At 39.5% G+C, this 16,019-nt stretch carries 14 protein-coding genes and 3 pseudogenes; 5 read left to right on the top strand and 12 right to left on the bottom strand.

Annotated features, from left to right (window positions below; genetic code table 11):
- A pseudogene (locus tag Q0541_RS33750) lies at positions 1-357 on the top strand (hypothetical protein); the annotation flags it as partial.
- Between the two features lie 527 nt (positions 358-884).
- On the top strand, positions 885-1,694 hold the full coding sequence (locus tag Q0541_RS33755; protein ID WP_298921377.1) for a prohibitin family protein: 810 nt from the start codon (positions 885-887) through the stop codon (positions 1,692-1,694).
- 96 nt (positions 1,695-1,790) lie between these two features.
- Here Q0541_RS33755 and Q0541_RS33760 read toward each other — a convergent pair whose 3' ends face one another.
- Complete coding sequence (locus tag Q0541_RS33760) at positions 1,791-2,252, bottom strand: hypothetical protein (RefSeq protein WP_298921379.1); 462 nt, start codon at positions 2,250-2,252, stop codon at positions 1,791-1,793.
- A gap of 385 nt (positions 2,253-2,637) precedes the next feature.
- Here Q0541_RS33760 and Q0541_RS33765 point away from each other — a divergent pair, with 385 nt between their 5' ends.
- On the top strand, positions 2,638-3,072 hold the full coding sequence (locus Q0541_RS33765; RefSeq protein WP_298921381.1) for a hypothetical protein: 435 nt from the start codon (positions 2,638-2,640) through the stop codon (positions 3,070-3,072).
- 603 nt (positions 3,073-3,675) lie between these two features.
- Positions 3,676-3,948: a hypothetical protein gene (locus Q0541_RS33770; protein ID WP_298921382.1), complete on the top strand. Its 273-nt coding sequence runs from the start codon at positions 3,676-3,678 to the stop codon at positions 3,946-3,948.
- Positions 3,949-4,087: 139 nt separating this feature from the next.
- Here the strand turns inward: Q0541_RS33770 and Q0541_RS33775 are convergent, their stop codons facing one another.
- The 7 genes and pseudogenes from Q0541_RS33775 to Q0541_RS33805 all read right to left on the bottom strand — a co-directional run bounded on the left by Q0541_RS33775 (position 4,088) and on the right by Q0541_RS33805 (position 9,601).
- Positions 4,088-4,582 carry a DUF6174 domain-containing protein gene (locus Q0541_RS33775; protein WP_298921384.1) on the bottom strand — a complete coding sequence of 165 codons (495 nt, stop codon included), beginning with the start codon at positions 4,580-4,582 and terminating at the stop codon, positions 4,088-4,090.
- 451 nt (positions 4,583-5,033) lie between these two features.
- Positions 5,034-5,801: a phosphatase PAP2 family protein gene (locus tag Q0541_RS33780; protein ID WP_298921386.1), complete on the bottom strand. Its 768-nt coding sequence runs from the start codon at positions 5,799-5,801 to the stop codon at positions 5,034-5,036.
- A gap of 35 nt (positions 5,802-5,836) precedes the next feature.
- A pseudogene (locus tag Q0541_RS33785) lies at positions 5,837-6,204 on the bottom strand (hypothetical protein); the annotation flags it as partial.
- A gap of 97 nt (positions 6,205-6,301) precedes the next feature.
- A complete protein-coding gene (locus tag Q0541_RS33790) occupies positions 6,302-7,036 on the bottom strand; it encodes a glutathione peroxidase (RefSeq protein WP_298921389.1) in 735 nt (244 codons plus the stop codon).
- Between the two features lie 163 nt (positions 7,037-7,199).
- Positions 7,200-8,129, bottom strand: a complete 930-nt coding sequence (locus Q0541_RS33795; RefSeq protein ID WP_298921391.1) for an alpha/beta hydrolase — start codon at positions 8,127-8,129, stop codon at positions 7,200-7,202.
- Positions 8,130-8,151: 22 nt separating this feature from the next.
- Positions 8,152-8,976 (bottom strand): SDR family oxidoreductase, encoded by an 825-nt coding sequence (locus Q0541_RS33800; RefSeq protein ID WP_298921393.1) that lies wholly within the window; start codon positions 8,974-8,976, stop codon positions 8,152-8,154.
- 139 nt (positions 8,977-9,115) lie between these two features.
- Positions 9,116-9,601 carry a glutathione peroxidase gene (locus Q0541_RS33805; RefSeq protein ID WP_298921396.1) on the bottom strand — a complete coding sequence of 162 codons (486 nt, stop codon included), beginning with the start codon at positions 9,599-9,601 and terminating at the stop codon, positions 9,116-9,118.
- A gap of 555 nt (positions 9,602-10,156) precedes the next feature.
- Between Q0541_RS33805 and Q0541_RS33810 the strand changes: the two genes are divergently transcribed.
- Positions 10,157-10,612 carry a DUF2141 domain-containing protein gene (locus tag Q0541_RS33810; protein WP_298921398.1) on the top strand — a complete coding sequence of 152 codons (456 nt, stop codon included), beginning with the start codon at positions 10,157-10,159 and terminating at the stop codon, positions 10,610-10,612.
- Positions 10,613-10,800: 188 nt separating this feature from the next.
- Here the strand turns inward: Q0541_RS33810 and Q0541_RS33815 are convergent, their stop codons facing one another.
- The 4 genes and pseudogenes from Q0541_RS33815 to Q0541_RS33830 all read right to left on the bottom strand — a co-directional run bounded on the left by Q0541_RS33815 (position 10,801) and on the right by Q0541_RS33830 (position 15,389).
- Positions 10,801-11,943 carry a peptidoglycan-binding protein gene (locus Q0541_RS33815; protein WP_298921401.1) on the bottom strand — a complete coding sequence of 381 codons (1,143 nt, stop codon included), beginning with the start codon at positions 11,941-11,943 and terminating at the stop codon, positions 10,801-10,803.
- A gap of 130 nt (positions 11,944-12,073) precedes the next feature.
- Positions 12,074-13,141: pseudogene (locus Q0541_RS33820) on the bottom strand (DMT family transporter).
- A gap of 446 nt (positions 13,142-13,587) precedes the next feature.
- Positions 13,588-14,439 carry a hypothetical protein gene (locus Q0541_RS33825; protein WP_298921403.1) on the bottom strand — a complete coding sequence of 284 codons (852 nt, stop codon included), beginning with the start codon at positions 14,437-14,439 and terminating at the stop codon, positions 13,588-13,590.
- A gap of 119 nt (positions 14,440-14,558) precedes the next feature.
- Positions 14,559-15,389 carry a PIG-L family deacetylase gene (locus tag Q0541_RS33830; protein ID WP_298921405.1) on the bottom strand — a complete coding sequence of 277 codons (831 nt, stop codon included), beginning with the start codon at positions 15,387-15,389 and terminating at the stop codon, positions 14,559-14,561.
- Positions 15,390-16,019: the final 630 nt, after the last annotated feature.

Below are 16,019 nucleotides of genomic sequence, written 5' to 3' on the forward strand. Positions count from 1 at the left end.
ATCTCGCGAATATTTTTGGCTTCTCCCCCTCTTTTTGCACAATTGGGATGCTCCCAGTGGTCTAAACCGTGGGAAGGTAAAGTCAAGTCTAAAGGTTGGATGAGTGTCAGGGCGGCGATTACTGCGGTGATGCGAAATGACACTATGAGCGAACTTTTACAAGATTGTATCGCTTTTACTGGGGATGTGGATACAGTAGCTGCGATTGCCCTAGCTGCTGGTTCTTGTAGCGAGGAAATTAGACAAGACATTCCCAATCATCTCGTTATAGGCTTAGAGAATGGAGTTTACGGTAGAGATTACCTCATCGGCTTGGATAAGCAGCTGATGAGTTTAGTAAACAAAAAAATCAGCTAAATGTAATACATTGGGTTGCAAGCGTTGCACCCTCATCCATTTATCATAAAGATACTGTCGCATATAGCCTTCAAAAACTGTCATTGCTGCTCCCATTGCTTCCTGACAAATTTATCGTCAATGATCATATTCTCCCTGCTTGGGGAAGTATCTGGGCACGTTTTTTGATTATTAGCAGTGTGATTGCCCTGCCGCTTGACTTAATTAAGGGCAAACTTATCTTTTCGAATACTACGGTTTTTCGATATTATTACAGTGATTTAGGTAAACATAAAGCTACCCTAACCTTCACTATCTCCAAGTTTGGGTAGTAAAGTACACATTGGTGGCTTACCTATTATGCCTGTACATTGAACAGATTAACTGCTCAGTCAGGGACTTGCTACTTATTGGTAATACTAATTTGTTACCTTGGCTAGAGTCACATGAAAATTGACTTAGAGCCAAAATTATAAGAGGATGACCAGAAGAAGCTTACAATTCCTAAATATGTGTCTCTATGCCAGACGCATACATGTTTCATACAGATGATAAAAAATACAACTTTTAACAGTGCCGGTAAACTAACTGCTCTTTTGTTCCTGATAACTATCTTTCTCACGCCTTGTGTGATTATAAATGCAGGCGAACGTGGTGTATTGATGAAATTTGGCGAAGTCCAAAACCAGATATTAGAAGAAGGACTTCACTTAATTATTCCTGTAGTCAATACTGTGAAAAAGCTGAGTATTCGAGTCCAAAAACAGGAAATTTCTGCTGAGGCTTCTTCCAAAGATTTACAAAATGTTTTCACCGATGTTGCTCTCAATTGGCATATTATTCCCCAGGAAGCAAATGCCATTTTTCAAGAAATTGGCGATGAACAAGATGTAGTCATTCGGATTATTAACCCAGCAGTTGAAGAAGTACTAAAAGCAGTAATGGCAAAGTATACTGCTGAAGAAATTATTACTAAACGAGGAGAAGTCAAAGGTGGAGTAGATGATGCATTGTCCACACGACTGGGTAGCTATCACGTTGGAGTTGATGATATTTCTCTAGTTCATGTCCATTTTTCAGAACGATTTGGTGAAGCGGTGGAGGCGAAGCAGATTGCTGAACAAGAAGCAAAACAAGCAGAGTTTATCGCACTGAAAGCAACAAAAGAGGCTGAGGCAAAAGTTAATTTAGCAAAAGGAGAGGCTGAGACACACAAATTATTACGTGACGGTTTGACTCCAGAAATTCTGCAAAGGCAAGCAATAGAAAAATGGAATGGGAAGCTGCCATTAATTGTAAGTAAGGAAACTCCAAAATTGTTGAATTTAAGTGAAATTTTAAAATTTGATGAAAATTGATATTCTTTTTCACAAAATATTTGCTAAATAAGACATAGGGGCGCACAGATGTGTACCCCTACAACCGATTCCTTTCTAGAAACGTGATAAACTAAATTAACCGTTGGAGAATAAAATGGGAGAATCGAGAATCTTCAACTGGATCAATAGTATAATCAACAGGGTATAAGCTGTTGAAGAAATTAAACCAGTGAATAATTCTTTTTTGAGATTATGCTCTTGAGGTTCTTTTTGAAAAATGTCCTTAGAACCGAATTGCATCAAGAGAATTCCCACAATATTAGACAGCCAGTATCCTATAATTGAACAAGGTAGAAGTAATTTTGGGGAAAGTAAACTACATGCATACCCAAAAGCATAAGCTATTGGCAGATTGAATAGTAGGTCATTCCACCAACATAGTGGTGACAACAAATATCCCAGTACGAGAAAAAATCCACCTCTGAGTTTTTTGAAAATGTCTTTTTTGAATTCTTCTGGAGTAGATTGTTGCAAGTCCTCCAGAGTTGTGTCTCCTGTTACATTCAACTCTTGACTAACGTTTTGGACGCTTTCCATAAAAACCCACTATTCCTATCGTCTTAGTGTAGTTTAATATATAAATTAAATCAAAGTCTAGTACAGGAGTGATAACATTTTGGCTTTTTGATGCTGAAAGTTTTACCACTGCATAGTTTCAGCAAAATAGTAAAAAGCAAAATTGAAGTTTAACTCAGCTACAACTTAACAATAACTGATTTCTACCAGAGGCGCATGAGTGCGATCGCTTCTTGTTTCCGCTGGCTGCCAAGGGTGAAGGCTATACTCGAAATTACGGAGTTTCTCTTCAGGATCAGATTGCGTTTAGCAATAACTTTAAACTACTGATTGGTGGTCGCTATGACTGGGCATTAAGTGTATATTAGGTCTGAGACTGTTTTATGTAGGGCCAAGATAGGGCGATTTGGCTAACTCGTTTCAAGTGGACGATTATTTGCGGACTGATGCAGCACTTTACTACAGAAGGGGGCGTTTAAAAACTGCAATCAATATCCGCAATTTGTTCGATATCTACTATATAAGCAGTGTCGAAGGTCATAGAAGCTTTCTCGGAATCGGCGAACCTTTTACCATTGTTGGTTCTATAAGTTGGGAGTTTCAACTTGCTGGCTTTGTTGCTCTTTGCTTGTTTAGCCGACTTGATCCATTTTTTTCACAACGCGCTCGCGTAGGCGTAGCCCGTCGTAGACATCGCTCAAACTTGCTACCTGCCAAAAGTTTTGTATTCTACTCAACGGCAATGCTTTTTGAACTTAGGAAAGCCTTTGATAAGGCAAAATTTAATCCTTGCTGGGTTACTTATTGCGGTGGTCAGACTAGTTGGGGTAAAGATGAATAGTATCAATTATTGTCAATAACACAAGCGCGATCGCTTGGGAGCAAAATAGCGATCGCGCTTGTTAATCATTGATGTTTTGGTGTGACTAAGCAATTTTATTGAGTGTGAGGGGATAAATGAAGTTAGATAAATTTTTTCAAAGCCTGTTGTTGACAAGTGCGGTTGTTCTTTCGATCAGCACACCTGTTAAAGCTGAGGAAGTACAATAGGATGTTCAAGAATCCAGTAGAAACATTTGCCAACTGAGCGAAACGGTTTTCAAGAGTTTGTCAACACCAATCTAACCACGATCGCATCCTCAATATGCCTAAAAACCATATCTCTGGTGGGCGTGGGTTTTCATCACTGGCTTTTTAATTTACGGAACAAAGCCTCTAATGTATACCCATCACCTATCCAAATTCGTTCAATAGGTTTCAAAATTAGAATATATCTTTCTAAATCATAGCACCCGATGAGAGCCAACACCGATACTGGAATAGCTAGAGCCTCCTTAGGGTGGGGTGAGTGGTAGCAAAATTTTTATGTTTTTACATATAGTCGGTGTAGAAACTTGAACTAATAATAGCTACAATAAAAATACTGAGGCATCTTCATAAGAAAATGACAGATTTAACTCCAAATAGCACATTTTTAATAGCAGGAATTGTTTTTATAACGATTGCTGTGATCGGGCAATCTAAATTAGGTTTTATTGAAATTAACCCCGGTTGTTTTGGGAGATTTTTGGCTCTATTTATTGGTATTTCGAGCCTATTATATGCTTTGGGATTACTTAATCTTTCAGCCGAAACCCTTGACTTATTAAAAACTTCTCTGACAGAACAAATTAAACAAAGCATAGGTTCAATTAATGAACTTATACAAGGATCGTAATGGGTCTGACAAATTGATTTCTGGGTGCATCTGAATACTTTTGGTTAAGGGGAAAAGCTTAAATTTCTCTCTTAACCTTTGAAAATATTATTAATAATACGCAGAACTCTCTATTATATGAATGCCTCGTTAGCTATATTTATTTGATTTGTTGCAGATTCTTAATTGTGAAGAATATTTCATCATCAGTTATTCGACTATCATAATCAATGTTAATTTGAGTTGGGTAGCCGATTCTCGGATCATATTGTACAGTCAGATTTGCCGCTCTGCGAATCAGCGCATTTCTAATGATATTAAAGAGTTTAGGAATAGTATTGTATTTTTGAAATAATTGTGCATCTACTGGTTTACCAGTTTCTTTAGAAGTAATAGAAGTTGTGACACCGTTCCGTACTTCAATAATCACTAGTTCTGTGGCTTTGGGTAAACAATTACAACTTCTAGTGAAATCATAGCGATAGTTAGGAATTATTTGCCGTCTCCATAATCGGTAATTAATCTTAAATTGTTCAAAGGTAAAACTAGTAAATGGTGGTGTTTGCGCTACCTGTATAGGAGGTTGAGGCATAACAGGTGCATTCAAACCCAAAGACACCAGTAAAATGCCACTAATTGTGATTGGCAAGCGCATATAAATCGATCCTTAATTCCAATTGCTCATTTTAATGTGCTTCAATGTGATTGCCAAAACAGTGAAATTATTTGTGACACTAAGTGACTATGCTAGTAAAGATTTCCCATTCGTTTCCCTACCGCCCTTATTGATGAAGAGGAGAAATGAACGTGATTTTGTGTCCCTAATCTGTATAGGTAAATCTATTTTATTAGTGATGGACACGGCAACAAGTTTTCATCTAAATTTACACTACCACTATCCTGAAGCAGACTACAGACTTATAACCATCGGCAAAGTTAACAGCAACTTGTCACTTGTAGCGATAGGCTAAATTCACTGCCAATTTTAGATTTTAGATTTTAGATTAAAGAACAAAGAATTATTTGGTTCATGCCCCGTAAAAGAGTGGGCGGAATAAATCCAAAATCCAAAATTGATTGACATAGTTGTAAACCCGGACATAATATCACTCCTCGGTTATTAACTTTCTTTCTTCAGGAAGTAAGGTTGTTTCATCCTCAGGGCGTTCGCCATCTAGAGATTTGACTTTAGTTATATACGGTTTAATAATTAGACTGACGCCAATTGTCCAACCTAATGTAACCATCCAACCTGCGAGAATGTCACTAGGAAAATGAACCCCCAGATAGATACGACACCATGCAATAGCTATTACGTATAAGCTGCCGAAGATGAGAACCAACCAGCGCCAGGAGCTAGCCCAAGTTAAGAATAGCAAAATTGCTACCAGAGTTACACTGGTCATGGCATGAGCACTGGGAAATGCAAAACTAGACTCAGGCGCAATGGACTGCCACAATTGTGGACGCACTCGATGCATTAATTCCTTTGCTGTGCGGTTGATGATGATGCTTCCCACTGAGGCGGTGAGTAAATAAGCTAGCGATCGCCAGCGTTTTTGAAGTAGTAATATTAGTGCGATCGCACCCAAAATCGGTATCGCCGTCCAAGGCAACCCAATTATAGCTAGCGTCACTGCTAAAACATCTAACTGTGGGTTTTCTGTAGAATGAACTGCTAATAGAATAGGCACATCCCACGGGAAGCCAGCTTGATTCTCCCATATCTTCACTGTCAGGATTTCAAAAACTTGCAAAGGTAAATAGACTCCTATCAACAGGAGTAAGAGCGATCGCCAACGAGCAATCAACAGGTTTTTGAGAAAATCAAGGGGCGACTGACTCTCTTTATTGGCTTTTTTCACTTTTTCCATATCTAAATTAAAAGACTGATCAACGACTTCACTGATTACAAATTATTGGAATCTTGAGAAGTTCCCCAATCTTTACAGTATGACAAATGTTTATAAGTAAGATTATACAGTTTTGGCATTCAATGTACTGATAATAACCGCAGTGCGGACAGTCAATATCACAATGTCGAATTTTCTTGACACAATTGACATCGCGTGATTTTTTAACTCTGCTAGCTGCTTGGACTTTAGCATTAAAGACAAACTTTTTAAAAAATTGGATAATTCCAAAACCAATAATTGGAATCAGTAAGATATAAATATAATTGTTCAGGAAAAGTAAACCACCAAAAAGGGCACTAATGATATCAAATATAAATTTAAATATTGCACCTATTTGAAGAAATTAAAATATTTTAACGATAGAGTGGCGGCGCTTGACCCATCCAAGGGCGATCGCCGCCTTTTTTCATAACAACCTAAAGTTGACACAGCTGTCACCTGTGTCAACCAAGTGAAATCTATTTCGCTGCAAAGTAGGCTTCTAGTGCCTCAGAACCACCAATTAATTTACCATCGATAAATACTTGAGGAACTGTTGTCGCACCTGTAACTGCTCGTAAAGAGCGTGTGGTGATATCCTTACCCAAGGTAATTTCTTCGTAGTTAATGTCATGTTCCTTAAGCATCGCCTTAGCACGGGCACAGAAGGGACAACCCACTTTCGCAAACAGGGAAACTACTTCGGGCTTCACTGCTTGAGGGTTGATGTATCTGAGCATTGTTTCGGCATCGGACACCTTAAAGGGATCTCCTGGCTCATCTGGCTCAATAAACATTTGATCAATTACACGATCTTTCACCACCATCGAGTAGCGCCATGATCGCTTACCAAACCCCAAGTCTGATTTATCTACCAGCATTCCCATGCCTTCAGTAAATTCACCATTTCCATCGGGAATTACTGTGATATTTTCTGCCTCTTGATACTTTGCCCATTCGTTCATCACAAAGCTATCATTGACAGAAATACAGATAATATCATCGACACCATTTTTTTTGAGAACCCCAGCCAACTCGTTGTAACCAGGGAGATGAGTTGATGAACAAGTCGGAGTATAAGCACCCGGTAAGGAGAAGACAACTACTGTCTTATTAGCAAACAATTTATCGGTTGTCACATCCACCCACTGGTTGTCCACACGAGTATGAAAAGTGACATTGGGAACCTGTTGTCCACGGCGATCGGAGAACATAATTTTGCTTACCTTTAGTAATCAATACCAGTCATAACCTATCATAGGAAAACTAATACGCCACGGCGGAAATAGAGCAACCATTTAAAAACCCTAAAGAGCTTATTCCGTAATACTTTTGACTTCCGCCTTACGGTACTTGTATCATGTAACTATCAATCAGCTAAAAAACTTCATTAATAAATGGAGCGATCGCTGCGACAAATTCAGCGGTTGACTCATATGGTAAAACATTGCGCCCATTTATTTTTATACCTCGACCTTGAGGCAAACAGGACAGGTAGTCAGCCAAGCGTTCATCTGGCGTTTCTTTTCTATTGTCTTGACTAATACTCGATGCAGTTTCCCCCACAAGCGCTAATGTTGGTTGCTGAATAGAGGCGATAAAACTAGTATAATCCTGTCGCCAAAACCCTGCTAAAAAAGAAAACACTGCATGGCGATTAGCAGGATTTTCTGCACCTGCAACCAATGTATCCAACCACTCTGCATCCACAGCATTATCAGAAGCAAAGAGTTGACGAGTCGAGAAAGAATGTAAAAATTTTGGGGTGCGTGCATAGCGATAAAAAGCACTCCCCAAAGGTGAATCTAACAGATTCCAAAGGAGTTTTTGCTGCCATTCTGGTGATTTCTTTGTGATCAAAGCCCATGTTGGAGGCCCAGAGAGTACAAGTTTGGCAATTAAATTTGATTCCTTTTGAACTAATGCGATCGCAACTGGTAATAAAGCACCTTGTACTACTACAATGACAGGTTTTTGCACAACTGTTTGTAAAAAGTACTGCAACTGTTCTGCCCAATCACTAGGAGTATAAGCTACATGAGGCATATCACTTTCACCACATCCTAGTAAATCAGGGTTGTAAATTGAATTACGCTCACCTGTATTATACCATTCGCGACAAAATCGCTGCCAAAATTGCCGTGACAATCCGACACCAATAGGATGAATTAACAGTAAGGGAATACCCTCAGGTGTTGTATTAATTGGTTGATGAACTTCATAAGCACAACGATAATTCTGCCAACTATAAAACTGGCTAGGAGATGCTGTCAAATTAATTGTGTTAGCTACAGTAGATGGTTGCATAATTCCTAGTTTTTAATCCTTGCTAAAAAATCATCTGTGGATGAATTAACTGGTATCCAGCCTCTTTAAGTTTTTCATTCGATACCCAAGCATTATATGGGCGGGTACTCTTGATAGAAGTATCCCATTTAACTTTGGGTAAATTATGTTTTTCAAATAGGCGCTCTAGCAAGTCTTGGCTGGTGAGATGTGCATCATCTACCAGATTGTAAATCCCTTGCAAACGACGGTGACGGGCAAATTCTATCGCACTAACAATATCATCCAAATGAATCCAATTTGTGATATCTTCGCCATTGCCAGGACGGGTTGTACCAGAGTATCTGCTAAATATTTTCAACAGTTCTCTGCCAGTTCCATAAATCCCTCCTAAGCGAAAGATACAAACGCGGAGATTTTCACTAGATGCTGATAGCAATACATCCTCTGTTTTTCGGAGAATCTGTGCATTTAGATTAGCGGGTGCAAGCGGTGTTTCTTCATCTACCCACACACCATTTCTGTCACCATAAACGGCATAACTCCCAGTATATATTAATTGTTTCACACTCGGAATCTGCTGCAAGGATGAAATTAAAGTTTGGGCAGTTTGTAGATAAGTTTCTTCATAAACTTCCGCATTTTTTGCACCAACACTCAAAAGTACAACATCTTGATTGTGCAAAACTGATTTTAGACTATCTAAGTCATTCCCGCAGGTTACTACAACTCTTTGGGATACTGATTGTAGTGCCGGGACACGCTCAGGGGAAGTTGTGGTTACACTGACAACAAAATTCATCTTTTGCTGCCAATATTGAGCAACTTTATAACCAACATAACCACAACCAATGATTGCAACATTCATAACAAATTAGATACAAATAAATTAAACTACTCATCGAGACTAGATTCTAAATTAAGGGACTGGATGTAAATAAATTTAACAGTCCAGAGCTAACACTTAATAGTCAATAGTACAGAACGTTTTACCTAATCACTAATGACTATTTTGCTAATTCTTTTTCAATTATGGCAATTATCTCTGGTGAATTTGGCGGAACACTACTATTAAATCGAGCTATCACTTCACCTTGTTTATTAACTAAAAATTTTTCAAAGTTCCAAGCAACAGTTCCCGTTGGCTTAACTGCTTTGGTAAGTCGCTCATAAAGTGGATGCTGCTGCGAGCCTTTGGCATGAACTTTATCGAATAGTTCAAAGGTAACACCATATTTACTCGTGCAGAATTGCACAATCTCCTGATTGCTTCCTGGTTCCTGCGCTCCAAAATCGTTACAGGGGAACCCCAAAATACGTAACCCTGCTTCCCCATACTTCTGGTTCAATTTTTCTAACCCTTCGTATTGAGAAGTATAACCGCAGTAGGAAGCCACATTCACAATTAAGAGTACCTTTCCGGTGTAGTCGTTTAATTGCTTATCCTCACCGTTGATGGTCTTGACTGCAATGTCCGAAATTGTGTTACTCATCTTAAATCTGATTTACAAGGAATATTGCCAAGTTTCCCATATTACAGGTACTCTAAACCCGGTTTATTTAAGGAAATTGGGTTTGTCAGCCAAGTTTCCTACTACGATTCTATTTAACTCAGGCTATAAGCTTGTATGGGAGTTTCGATAGATGTTTCCCTCACTTATTGGTGCTTGATGGACAAGGCGATGTCTAACGACTAATCAGGAGGCGGAACGTTTTTGCTCAACTGGTGCAGCTAATCAATTAAGATAGCGATCGCCTGTGAATTGACACTGACAACCAGATTTAACTAAGTGATAACTCTTCTATAAATAGCTCGACAATCTCCTATCTCAGGATAGGTCTTGGAAATCTGCGTGGCTTTTGATACAAATTTTTCTTGCAGAGATAAATCATGAATACTGACTATTGCGTATACAGACAAATCTAGAGACGAAATATGGCAGGATACTTGCGAGTATTGACCGAATAATGTCACGATCAATCTGGGTGATCTAAATCAAAGTGAAAACTTAATTTCAGCAAAACTTATTTTACCTTGTGACAATTTTATGGTTAGAGGATTTAGAGTTAGTATACTGTTATTGGCAGTTCTGGGAAATCTGGCATGGTCATTTAGTGCCAAGGCTAATTTTAACGGCAAACTCACCGTGGAAATTGATGGCTTGAAGAATAAAGAAGGACAAGTGTGTGCCAGTATATTTGCAAGCAGTGAAGGATTTCCTAGCGATCGCGATCACGTCTTACAAAAGCAGTGTACCAAGATTACTGATACTCCCTTTATCATTACCTTTGAGAACTTGAAAGCAGGTAGTTATGCCGTTGCTGTCTTCCAGGATCAAAATAATGACGGCACTCTCAATAGAAATGGACTTGGTATACCAAGTGAAGGCTTTGGATTTTCCAGCAACCCAGAAATTCGCACAAGAGCGCCCAAATTTAGCGAAGCAGCATTTTTGGTTGCAGGCCCAAACACTAATATCCAAATCCAATTGAAATATTTTTAAGCTGGCAACGGATTTAAACTTGGTGCAGTAGACAAACTAGAACTCAAAACCACATATAATATCATGTCTGTTTAATAAGTAATCAAGCGGACATGATATCAGACACTACGCACAGTCACTGACACAACGCTGATGAGCGTCAGGGATTGAAGGAAAAATCTAAAATCTAAAATCGAATGACTTCTGCTCTATCTTGGTGAATCGTCGTGTGAATCTTCTGGTAGACCTTGTTGTTCCGGTAAGCCACGCATTCGATTCATCTGAGTTAAAGCATATCGTGCTGTTGCTTGCACTTCGGCATCTGGGTCATCTAACGCATGGAGTAACATCTGACTCATTTGACCCATCGTGTCGTAAACGCGCGTCAAGTCACGGATGGCATTTTGCCGTACTTGTGGACTTTCATCTTGGATTGACATTGCTAAAGCCCGGTTCATCGGTTTGAGTGTGCGGGTCCCAATTTCTGCCAAAGCTGCCAAAATTAAGCTGTTTTCTTGAGAATCAGCATCAATCATCAGGTCAACCATAGGCTGAATTGCCCGCGAATCTCCCTGCTGACCCAAATCCCAAATAGCCTTGTGTCGCTTCGTTGGGTCAGAACTGTGTAAGTCTTGAATTAATTCGTCAACGATATTGAGTTTGGCAAGCCGGGAAGTTTTTTCTGGTAGCAGCAATTGTGTGGTGAGTGGTGGCGTAGCTGTTTGTGGACTAGTTACAGTATCTGGTGAGGGTGGGGTCATTGGGTCTTTGTTAGCTTGACTCAAACTTTTAGTATTTGATATTTCGGACTTTTGGACTTGTTTGACCTGACGAAACCACCTCAGCAGGCAAACAAGTGCGCCAATACTTCCTAGAACTCCAATGGCAAATATTAACCACCAGACAAAACCTCTCTCAGTCGGCTTGGGTGTTGCAGATGGTTTGGAAGTCGCAGCAGGAGAGACAACAAATGGAGAGGTGACAATCTGATTTTTGGCAGCCAAGGCTGCTTGCAGTCTGCCCATAGTCGCCAGACCCGTAATACCATCTACTTTTAAACCCTTTGCTTTCTGGAATTTGGCTACAGCGATTTCCGTACTGGCGTTGTACTGTCCATCTACCACGCCACTATAGTACCCCAACTGCTTTAATTGGGTTTGTAGTCTCTGCACATCTGACCCTTGACTACCGGGTCTCAAAACAGCCGGACTAGCAGTAACTGTCGAACTAGCTTGTGCAAGTTCTAAAATTTCAGGTGCTAGGTTAGGTGTGGCTGTACTTGCGCGATTTGGGTAAAAACCCACGCAAGAAAAACAGGTAAATATCAAGATTGAGGAACGGCATAGCCTCATATTACAAGTTTCAGTCTGAACGTGCTTTTGAAGTCTTTGATCCCACAATAACTTCAAGATGACCAAATGTTAACTGTTATTTGTCATTTATTCTCCTGTTCCCCTACTCCCTCATCTCCCCTTTAACGAGTTAAGCTAAAATTTCTGGTTCCGATTCTCTTGACTGGTAAGGTTAGGTGGTTCAATTTTTTAGCCGATGCTTCTAAAACTGGTTGCTGTATATTAGCTATTTCGCCGACAGTAACTGTGTCGTTTTACCCTCTAAAGCATCACGTTGGTTAATCAGATAGATGCTGATTAAAGTAAGGAAAACACCGACCCACTGCAACGGACTGAGGACTTCTGAGAGGAAGAGATTACCAAATACTAGGGCAAAGATGGGTGTGAAGAAGGTCAGGGAACTAAGACTGGTGAGATTGCCACTAGAGGCAAAGTAGAAGAATAACCCGTAGGCGATCGCACTGCCAAATACGGTAGCATAACCCAAAGCCACTATATCAGATGCTCCTAAATTCTCCCACTGCTGAGATTCGACAACTGATGAAACTCCCCATAGTGGCAATCCACCCAAAATCATGTGCCATCCCGTAGCAGTTAGTGGGTCAGCATGTCGACACACAAACCGAATCAACACTGTTCCCACAGCCATTGATAGTGCTGCTAACAGCATCAACCACTCGCCACTAGCAAACAAATCTTGCCAGTTCCCAATTGTGATATTTGCGCCTGAGTCGAGAAAATGGAAAATCCACTCATCAGGTAAGCCAATTAAACCAATGCCTGTGATTCCCAAGCCTAGCCCCAGCCATCCCCAAAAACCAATATGTTCCTGGAATAGCCACAACGATAGCAAGGCAACAGCTAAAGGTTGCGAGTCAATCATCACAGACCCTAATCCCGCACTGGTTCTGACTAATCCCTCTGCCAAAAAGCCTTGAAACAGCGTCCCATCTACTAGAGCAAATAAGGCAATCCACAGCCATGCAGTCCAACTCTTGGGCTGGGGTTTACCCATGAATGCAGCTGCTATTAAAATTAACACTCCAGCTGGTATCAGACGCACACCTGCCATGAATAGCGGTGTGGTGTAGGGTATCACTCCTTTCATGGCTACCATTGCCGTCCCCCATAGGAAAAAGGGGGTAATTAACAGGATGGGGGCGAAGGGAAGTTGAGATGCACTGAGTTTCAGTTGCATGGGTTTACTAATGCTTTTGTTTAACAAGCGCAAAATTTGGTTCACCTAATTTTACCGAATTATGTAGTTTTGCGATCGCATAGCCTCTGGGAGAAAAGGAATTAATACTCAGGTGTAGCTAAGGTTACACGAGGCTGAAGATTGTAATCAGACGGATAGTAGTCTGTCAAGAAATAATTGACGAATAGATTTTCTGTAGAGACGGCGATTTATCGCGTCTCTCTAACCATTTTTAAAAAGCTTTATCAGGGAACAAGCACAAACGCTTCAAATCAAGCAGATATACACTAGTTTTTATATCTAAAAATCCTACTGATAAAGTGCTTGTTTAAACTAATAATGCAAGTGATTTATCTCTTAGACCAGTTGACTCAATTTAGTTTTGTCACCTTAACAAATGCAGTAAAAGAAATGCAGGTAGAGGTTATTTCCGAAAAACTCTTTTCTCACAGTGAAGTAACAACTCTGTACTTTATTGCTCTATAAACATGCATTATGGCTTTGCTAAGTTTAAATACAATTTTCTCCAGAATAGAGCGTTTAGGATGTGCAAGTTTTCCGTGTTCCTGAAAATATGTCAACATTTCATCCATGTTTGACTGTCCCTTTTGAATTTTGATCAATTCAGTTTTGTTATTGAAAAAGGAAATACCTGACATCTCACTCCATCTCACTGGCAGCCCTGCTTTATAGGCAGCTAGACCTATGGCATTACCTTCGCCTTCATAAACTCCATTTAGCTCAAAATATTTGGCAAGGATTTCCCATGTTTCTAAAAACTCAATTTCTTTTCCTGTTGACTTAGTGACAGAAAACAAATATTCATGGACAAACGTAACATTTTCACATTCTGGATCTAAATTTAAAAATTGCGCTGCTTTTTTTATGACTTCAATTTCTCTAGAAAAATACTTGTCAGTTTTTGTCAAAGCTTTGGCAAATTTTTTCGGCATATCCATACAAGCTCTAGCACTTATCCCTGGCTCTAAAAGCCATTCTATATGTTCTGGTACAGGTGCCAAGATTCGCATATCTGAATCAATGAATATACATGAATTAAATAGAGATAAAGCCTTAGCAATAGCAAATCTTTTATCGTGGTAACACTTAACACCCTGCTGCTGATGCTGAAATGCTAAAACTTGAGAATATTTGCTAAACTCTTGAGGGTTATCAGTGAGAACGATAAAAGCAGTGTTAGGTGAATATAGTTCTAGGTCTTTTGCTAATAAACTAGCCAGCCCCCGATACACTTTGCCTAATGCTAAAGTGCAAAAACAGAATTGTTGTTGACTCATATTTTTATGATTTGAGGGTAAAAGCTTAAAAATGTGAAAGTACTCAATTACTCATCACCCACTCGTACAGAATTCCTCCTGAATTCTGACTTATGAGTTCTTCTTATCTAAAACCTTTTTTACTCCTGACCGGAGTCTGATTTGAAAAAAATCTCATGAGGTAAAAAAAATCGCCAGAGGAAACCAGGGGGAAGTACGGCACTCGATTCAGCATCTATAGGTAAATATTGAGAACGGTAGATTTCAATAGCCTGCTTTTTCTTAGATTGCACTTGATGAATTGCGACCCGATGAGCGCCTGCTAATTCATCAAACTTCAGACTGCGAAACAATAAAGACTTCCAAAGCAACCAGATAGCATATTGCCACAGTTCTACTGTCACTTCTGCTTTAGAAATAGCAGCTTTAACCAATTTATAAGTAATTTCATGATCTCGACTGCGATCCTGTTTATGAGTAACGTATACCTCTTGTGGTTGAAAACTACTTAATAATTGCGCCATTTCTTCAATGGTTTGCTGTTGTTCAGTTTCTGTCATTTTGTATAATGCGCCATCAGATTTATCAAGAAAGTGAACATCTGTTGATTCCACTCCTAAAATCTTCAAAGCTGCTATCGCTTCTTGTCTACGAATTTGAACAATTTCTGAACGGGTAATCTTGGTATGACCTCGATGAGAACCTCCTCCATCTGTAACAAAAACAACTTTAATCGGTATCCCTTGTTCTCGCTTGAGTGCAATCATACCCCCACAACCTAGTGCTTCATCATCTTGGTGAGGAGAAAATACAATTACCGACTTCTGGTTAATATTTAGTAGTTTACTGCCTTGATACAGAAGCCAGTAGAACTGTAGTTTAATCAGTAGTTCTCGAAATCGGTATTTCAACAACCACCACTTATTGTGCAGCCCGAACCTTAAGCGATGAAGAAGATATCTTATTTTCATAGCACCAGATATGATTTGAAATTACTATCTGAAAAATTATTACCCAAATGGTATTAATATTTCATTGCAGACATAAACATTGCCAAACTGCTAACTAGCATCTGGATTGAATGACAAAGATTAATTTGTATTCGATTTAGATTTTTATCTTATTCGATATTTTATTAAATGTGTGCCAGTACGATGGAAATTTTATGTTATTTATAAAACTTAAGTGCGTACAGTGATCACGAGCGGCTGCATCATGTCAACAAAAGAAGTTTATTCTCAATAAGCTAACAATAATCGCATTAATCGCTGCTTATTGACATAAACTTAGGCGTAGATGTTCTGCGGCTCGCCGTACCCTTCTCTACGAGACGCCAGGGGCGAACGGGATCTTATCTTGCTAGACACAGCGTCTTCGACAGGAGAAGGCATCGCTTTGAGTTTGGGAAACTAAACCAAAGGAGAAAAGCTGATTTTTTCGTTGGTTCTTAACCTTGCTTGTGATCAATAATAATTTAGATGCGTTTGCCCTGCATCCTGTAGCGGTTACTAGGTCAGCATGTCGGCATATAAACCGAATCAACAGTTTTTTTGTGTTTGTATAGCGTCTCAAAGAGCAGGAATTAATACTTGCATGTAGCT

The sequence above is a fragment of the uncultured Nostoc sp. genome, from assembly GCF_937863485.1.
GTDB lineage: Bacteria > Cyanobacteriota > Cyanobacteriia > Cyanobacteriales > Nostocaceae > Nostoc.

What these genes read in the sequence shown, in the direction of transcription:
- Q0541_RS33755 (WP_298921377.1), top strand. Translation starts at nt 885, where the DNA reads ATGATAAAAAATACAACTTTTAACAGTGCCGGTAAACTAACTGCTCTT.
- Q0541_RS33760 (WP_298921379.1), bottom strand. Translation starts at nt 2,252, where the DNA reads ATGGAAAGCGTCCAAAACGTTAGTCAAGAGTTGAATGTAACAGGAGAC.
- Q0541_RS33770 (WP_298921382.1), top strand. Translation starts at nt 3,676, where the DNA reads ATGACAGATTTAACTCCAAATAGCACATTTTTAATAGCAGGAATTGTT.
- Q0541_RS33775 (WP_298921384.1), bottom strand. Translation starts at nt 4,582, where the DNA reads ATGCGCTTGCCAATCACAATTAGTGGCATTTTACTGGTGTCTTTGGGT.
- Q0541_RS33780 (WP_298921386.1), bottom strand. Translation starts at nt 5,801, where the DNA reads ATGGAAAAAGTGAAAAAAGCCAATAAAGAGAGTCAGTCGCCCCTTGAT.
- Q0541_RS33790 (WP_298921389.1), bottom strand. Translation starts at nt 7,036, where the DNA reads ATGTTCTCCGATCGCCGTGGACAACAGGTTCCCAATGTCACTTTTCAT.
- Q0541_RS33795 (WP_298921391.1), bottom strand. Translation starts at nt 8,129, where the DNA reads ATGCAACCATCTACTGTAGCTAACACAATTAATTTGACAGCATCTCCT.
- Q0541_RS33800 (WP_298921393.1), bottom strand. Translation starts at nt 8,976, where the DNA reads ATGAATGTTGCAATCATTGGTTGTGGTTATGTTGGTTATAAAGTTGCT.
- Q0541_RS33805 (WP_298921396.1), bottom strand. Translation starts at nt 9,601, where the DNA reads ATGAGTAACACAATTTCGGACATTGCAGTCAAGACCATCAACGGTGAG.
- Q0541_RS33810 (WP_298921398.1), top strand. Translation starts at nt 10,157, where the DNA reads ATGGTTAGAGGATTTAGAGTTAGTATACTGTTATTGGCAGTTCTGGGA.
- Q0541_RS33815 (WP_298921401.1), bottom strand. Translation starts at nt 11,943, where the DNA reads ATGAGGCTATGCCGTTCCTCAATCTTGATATTTACCTGTTTTTCTTGC.
- Q0541_RS33825 (WP_298921403.1), bottom strand. Translation starts at nt 14,439, where the DNA reads ATGAGTCAACAACAATTCTGTTTTTGCACTTTAGCATTAGGCAAAGTG.
- Q0541_RS33830 (WP_298921405.1), bottom strand. Translation starts at nt 15,389, where the DNA reads ATGAAAATAAGATATCTTCTTCATCGCTTAAGGTTCGGGCTGCACAAT.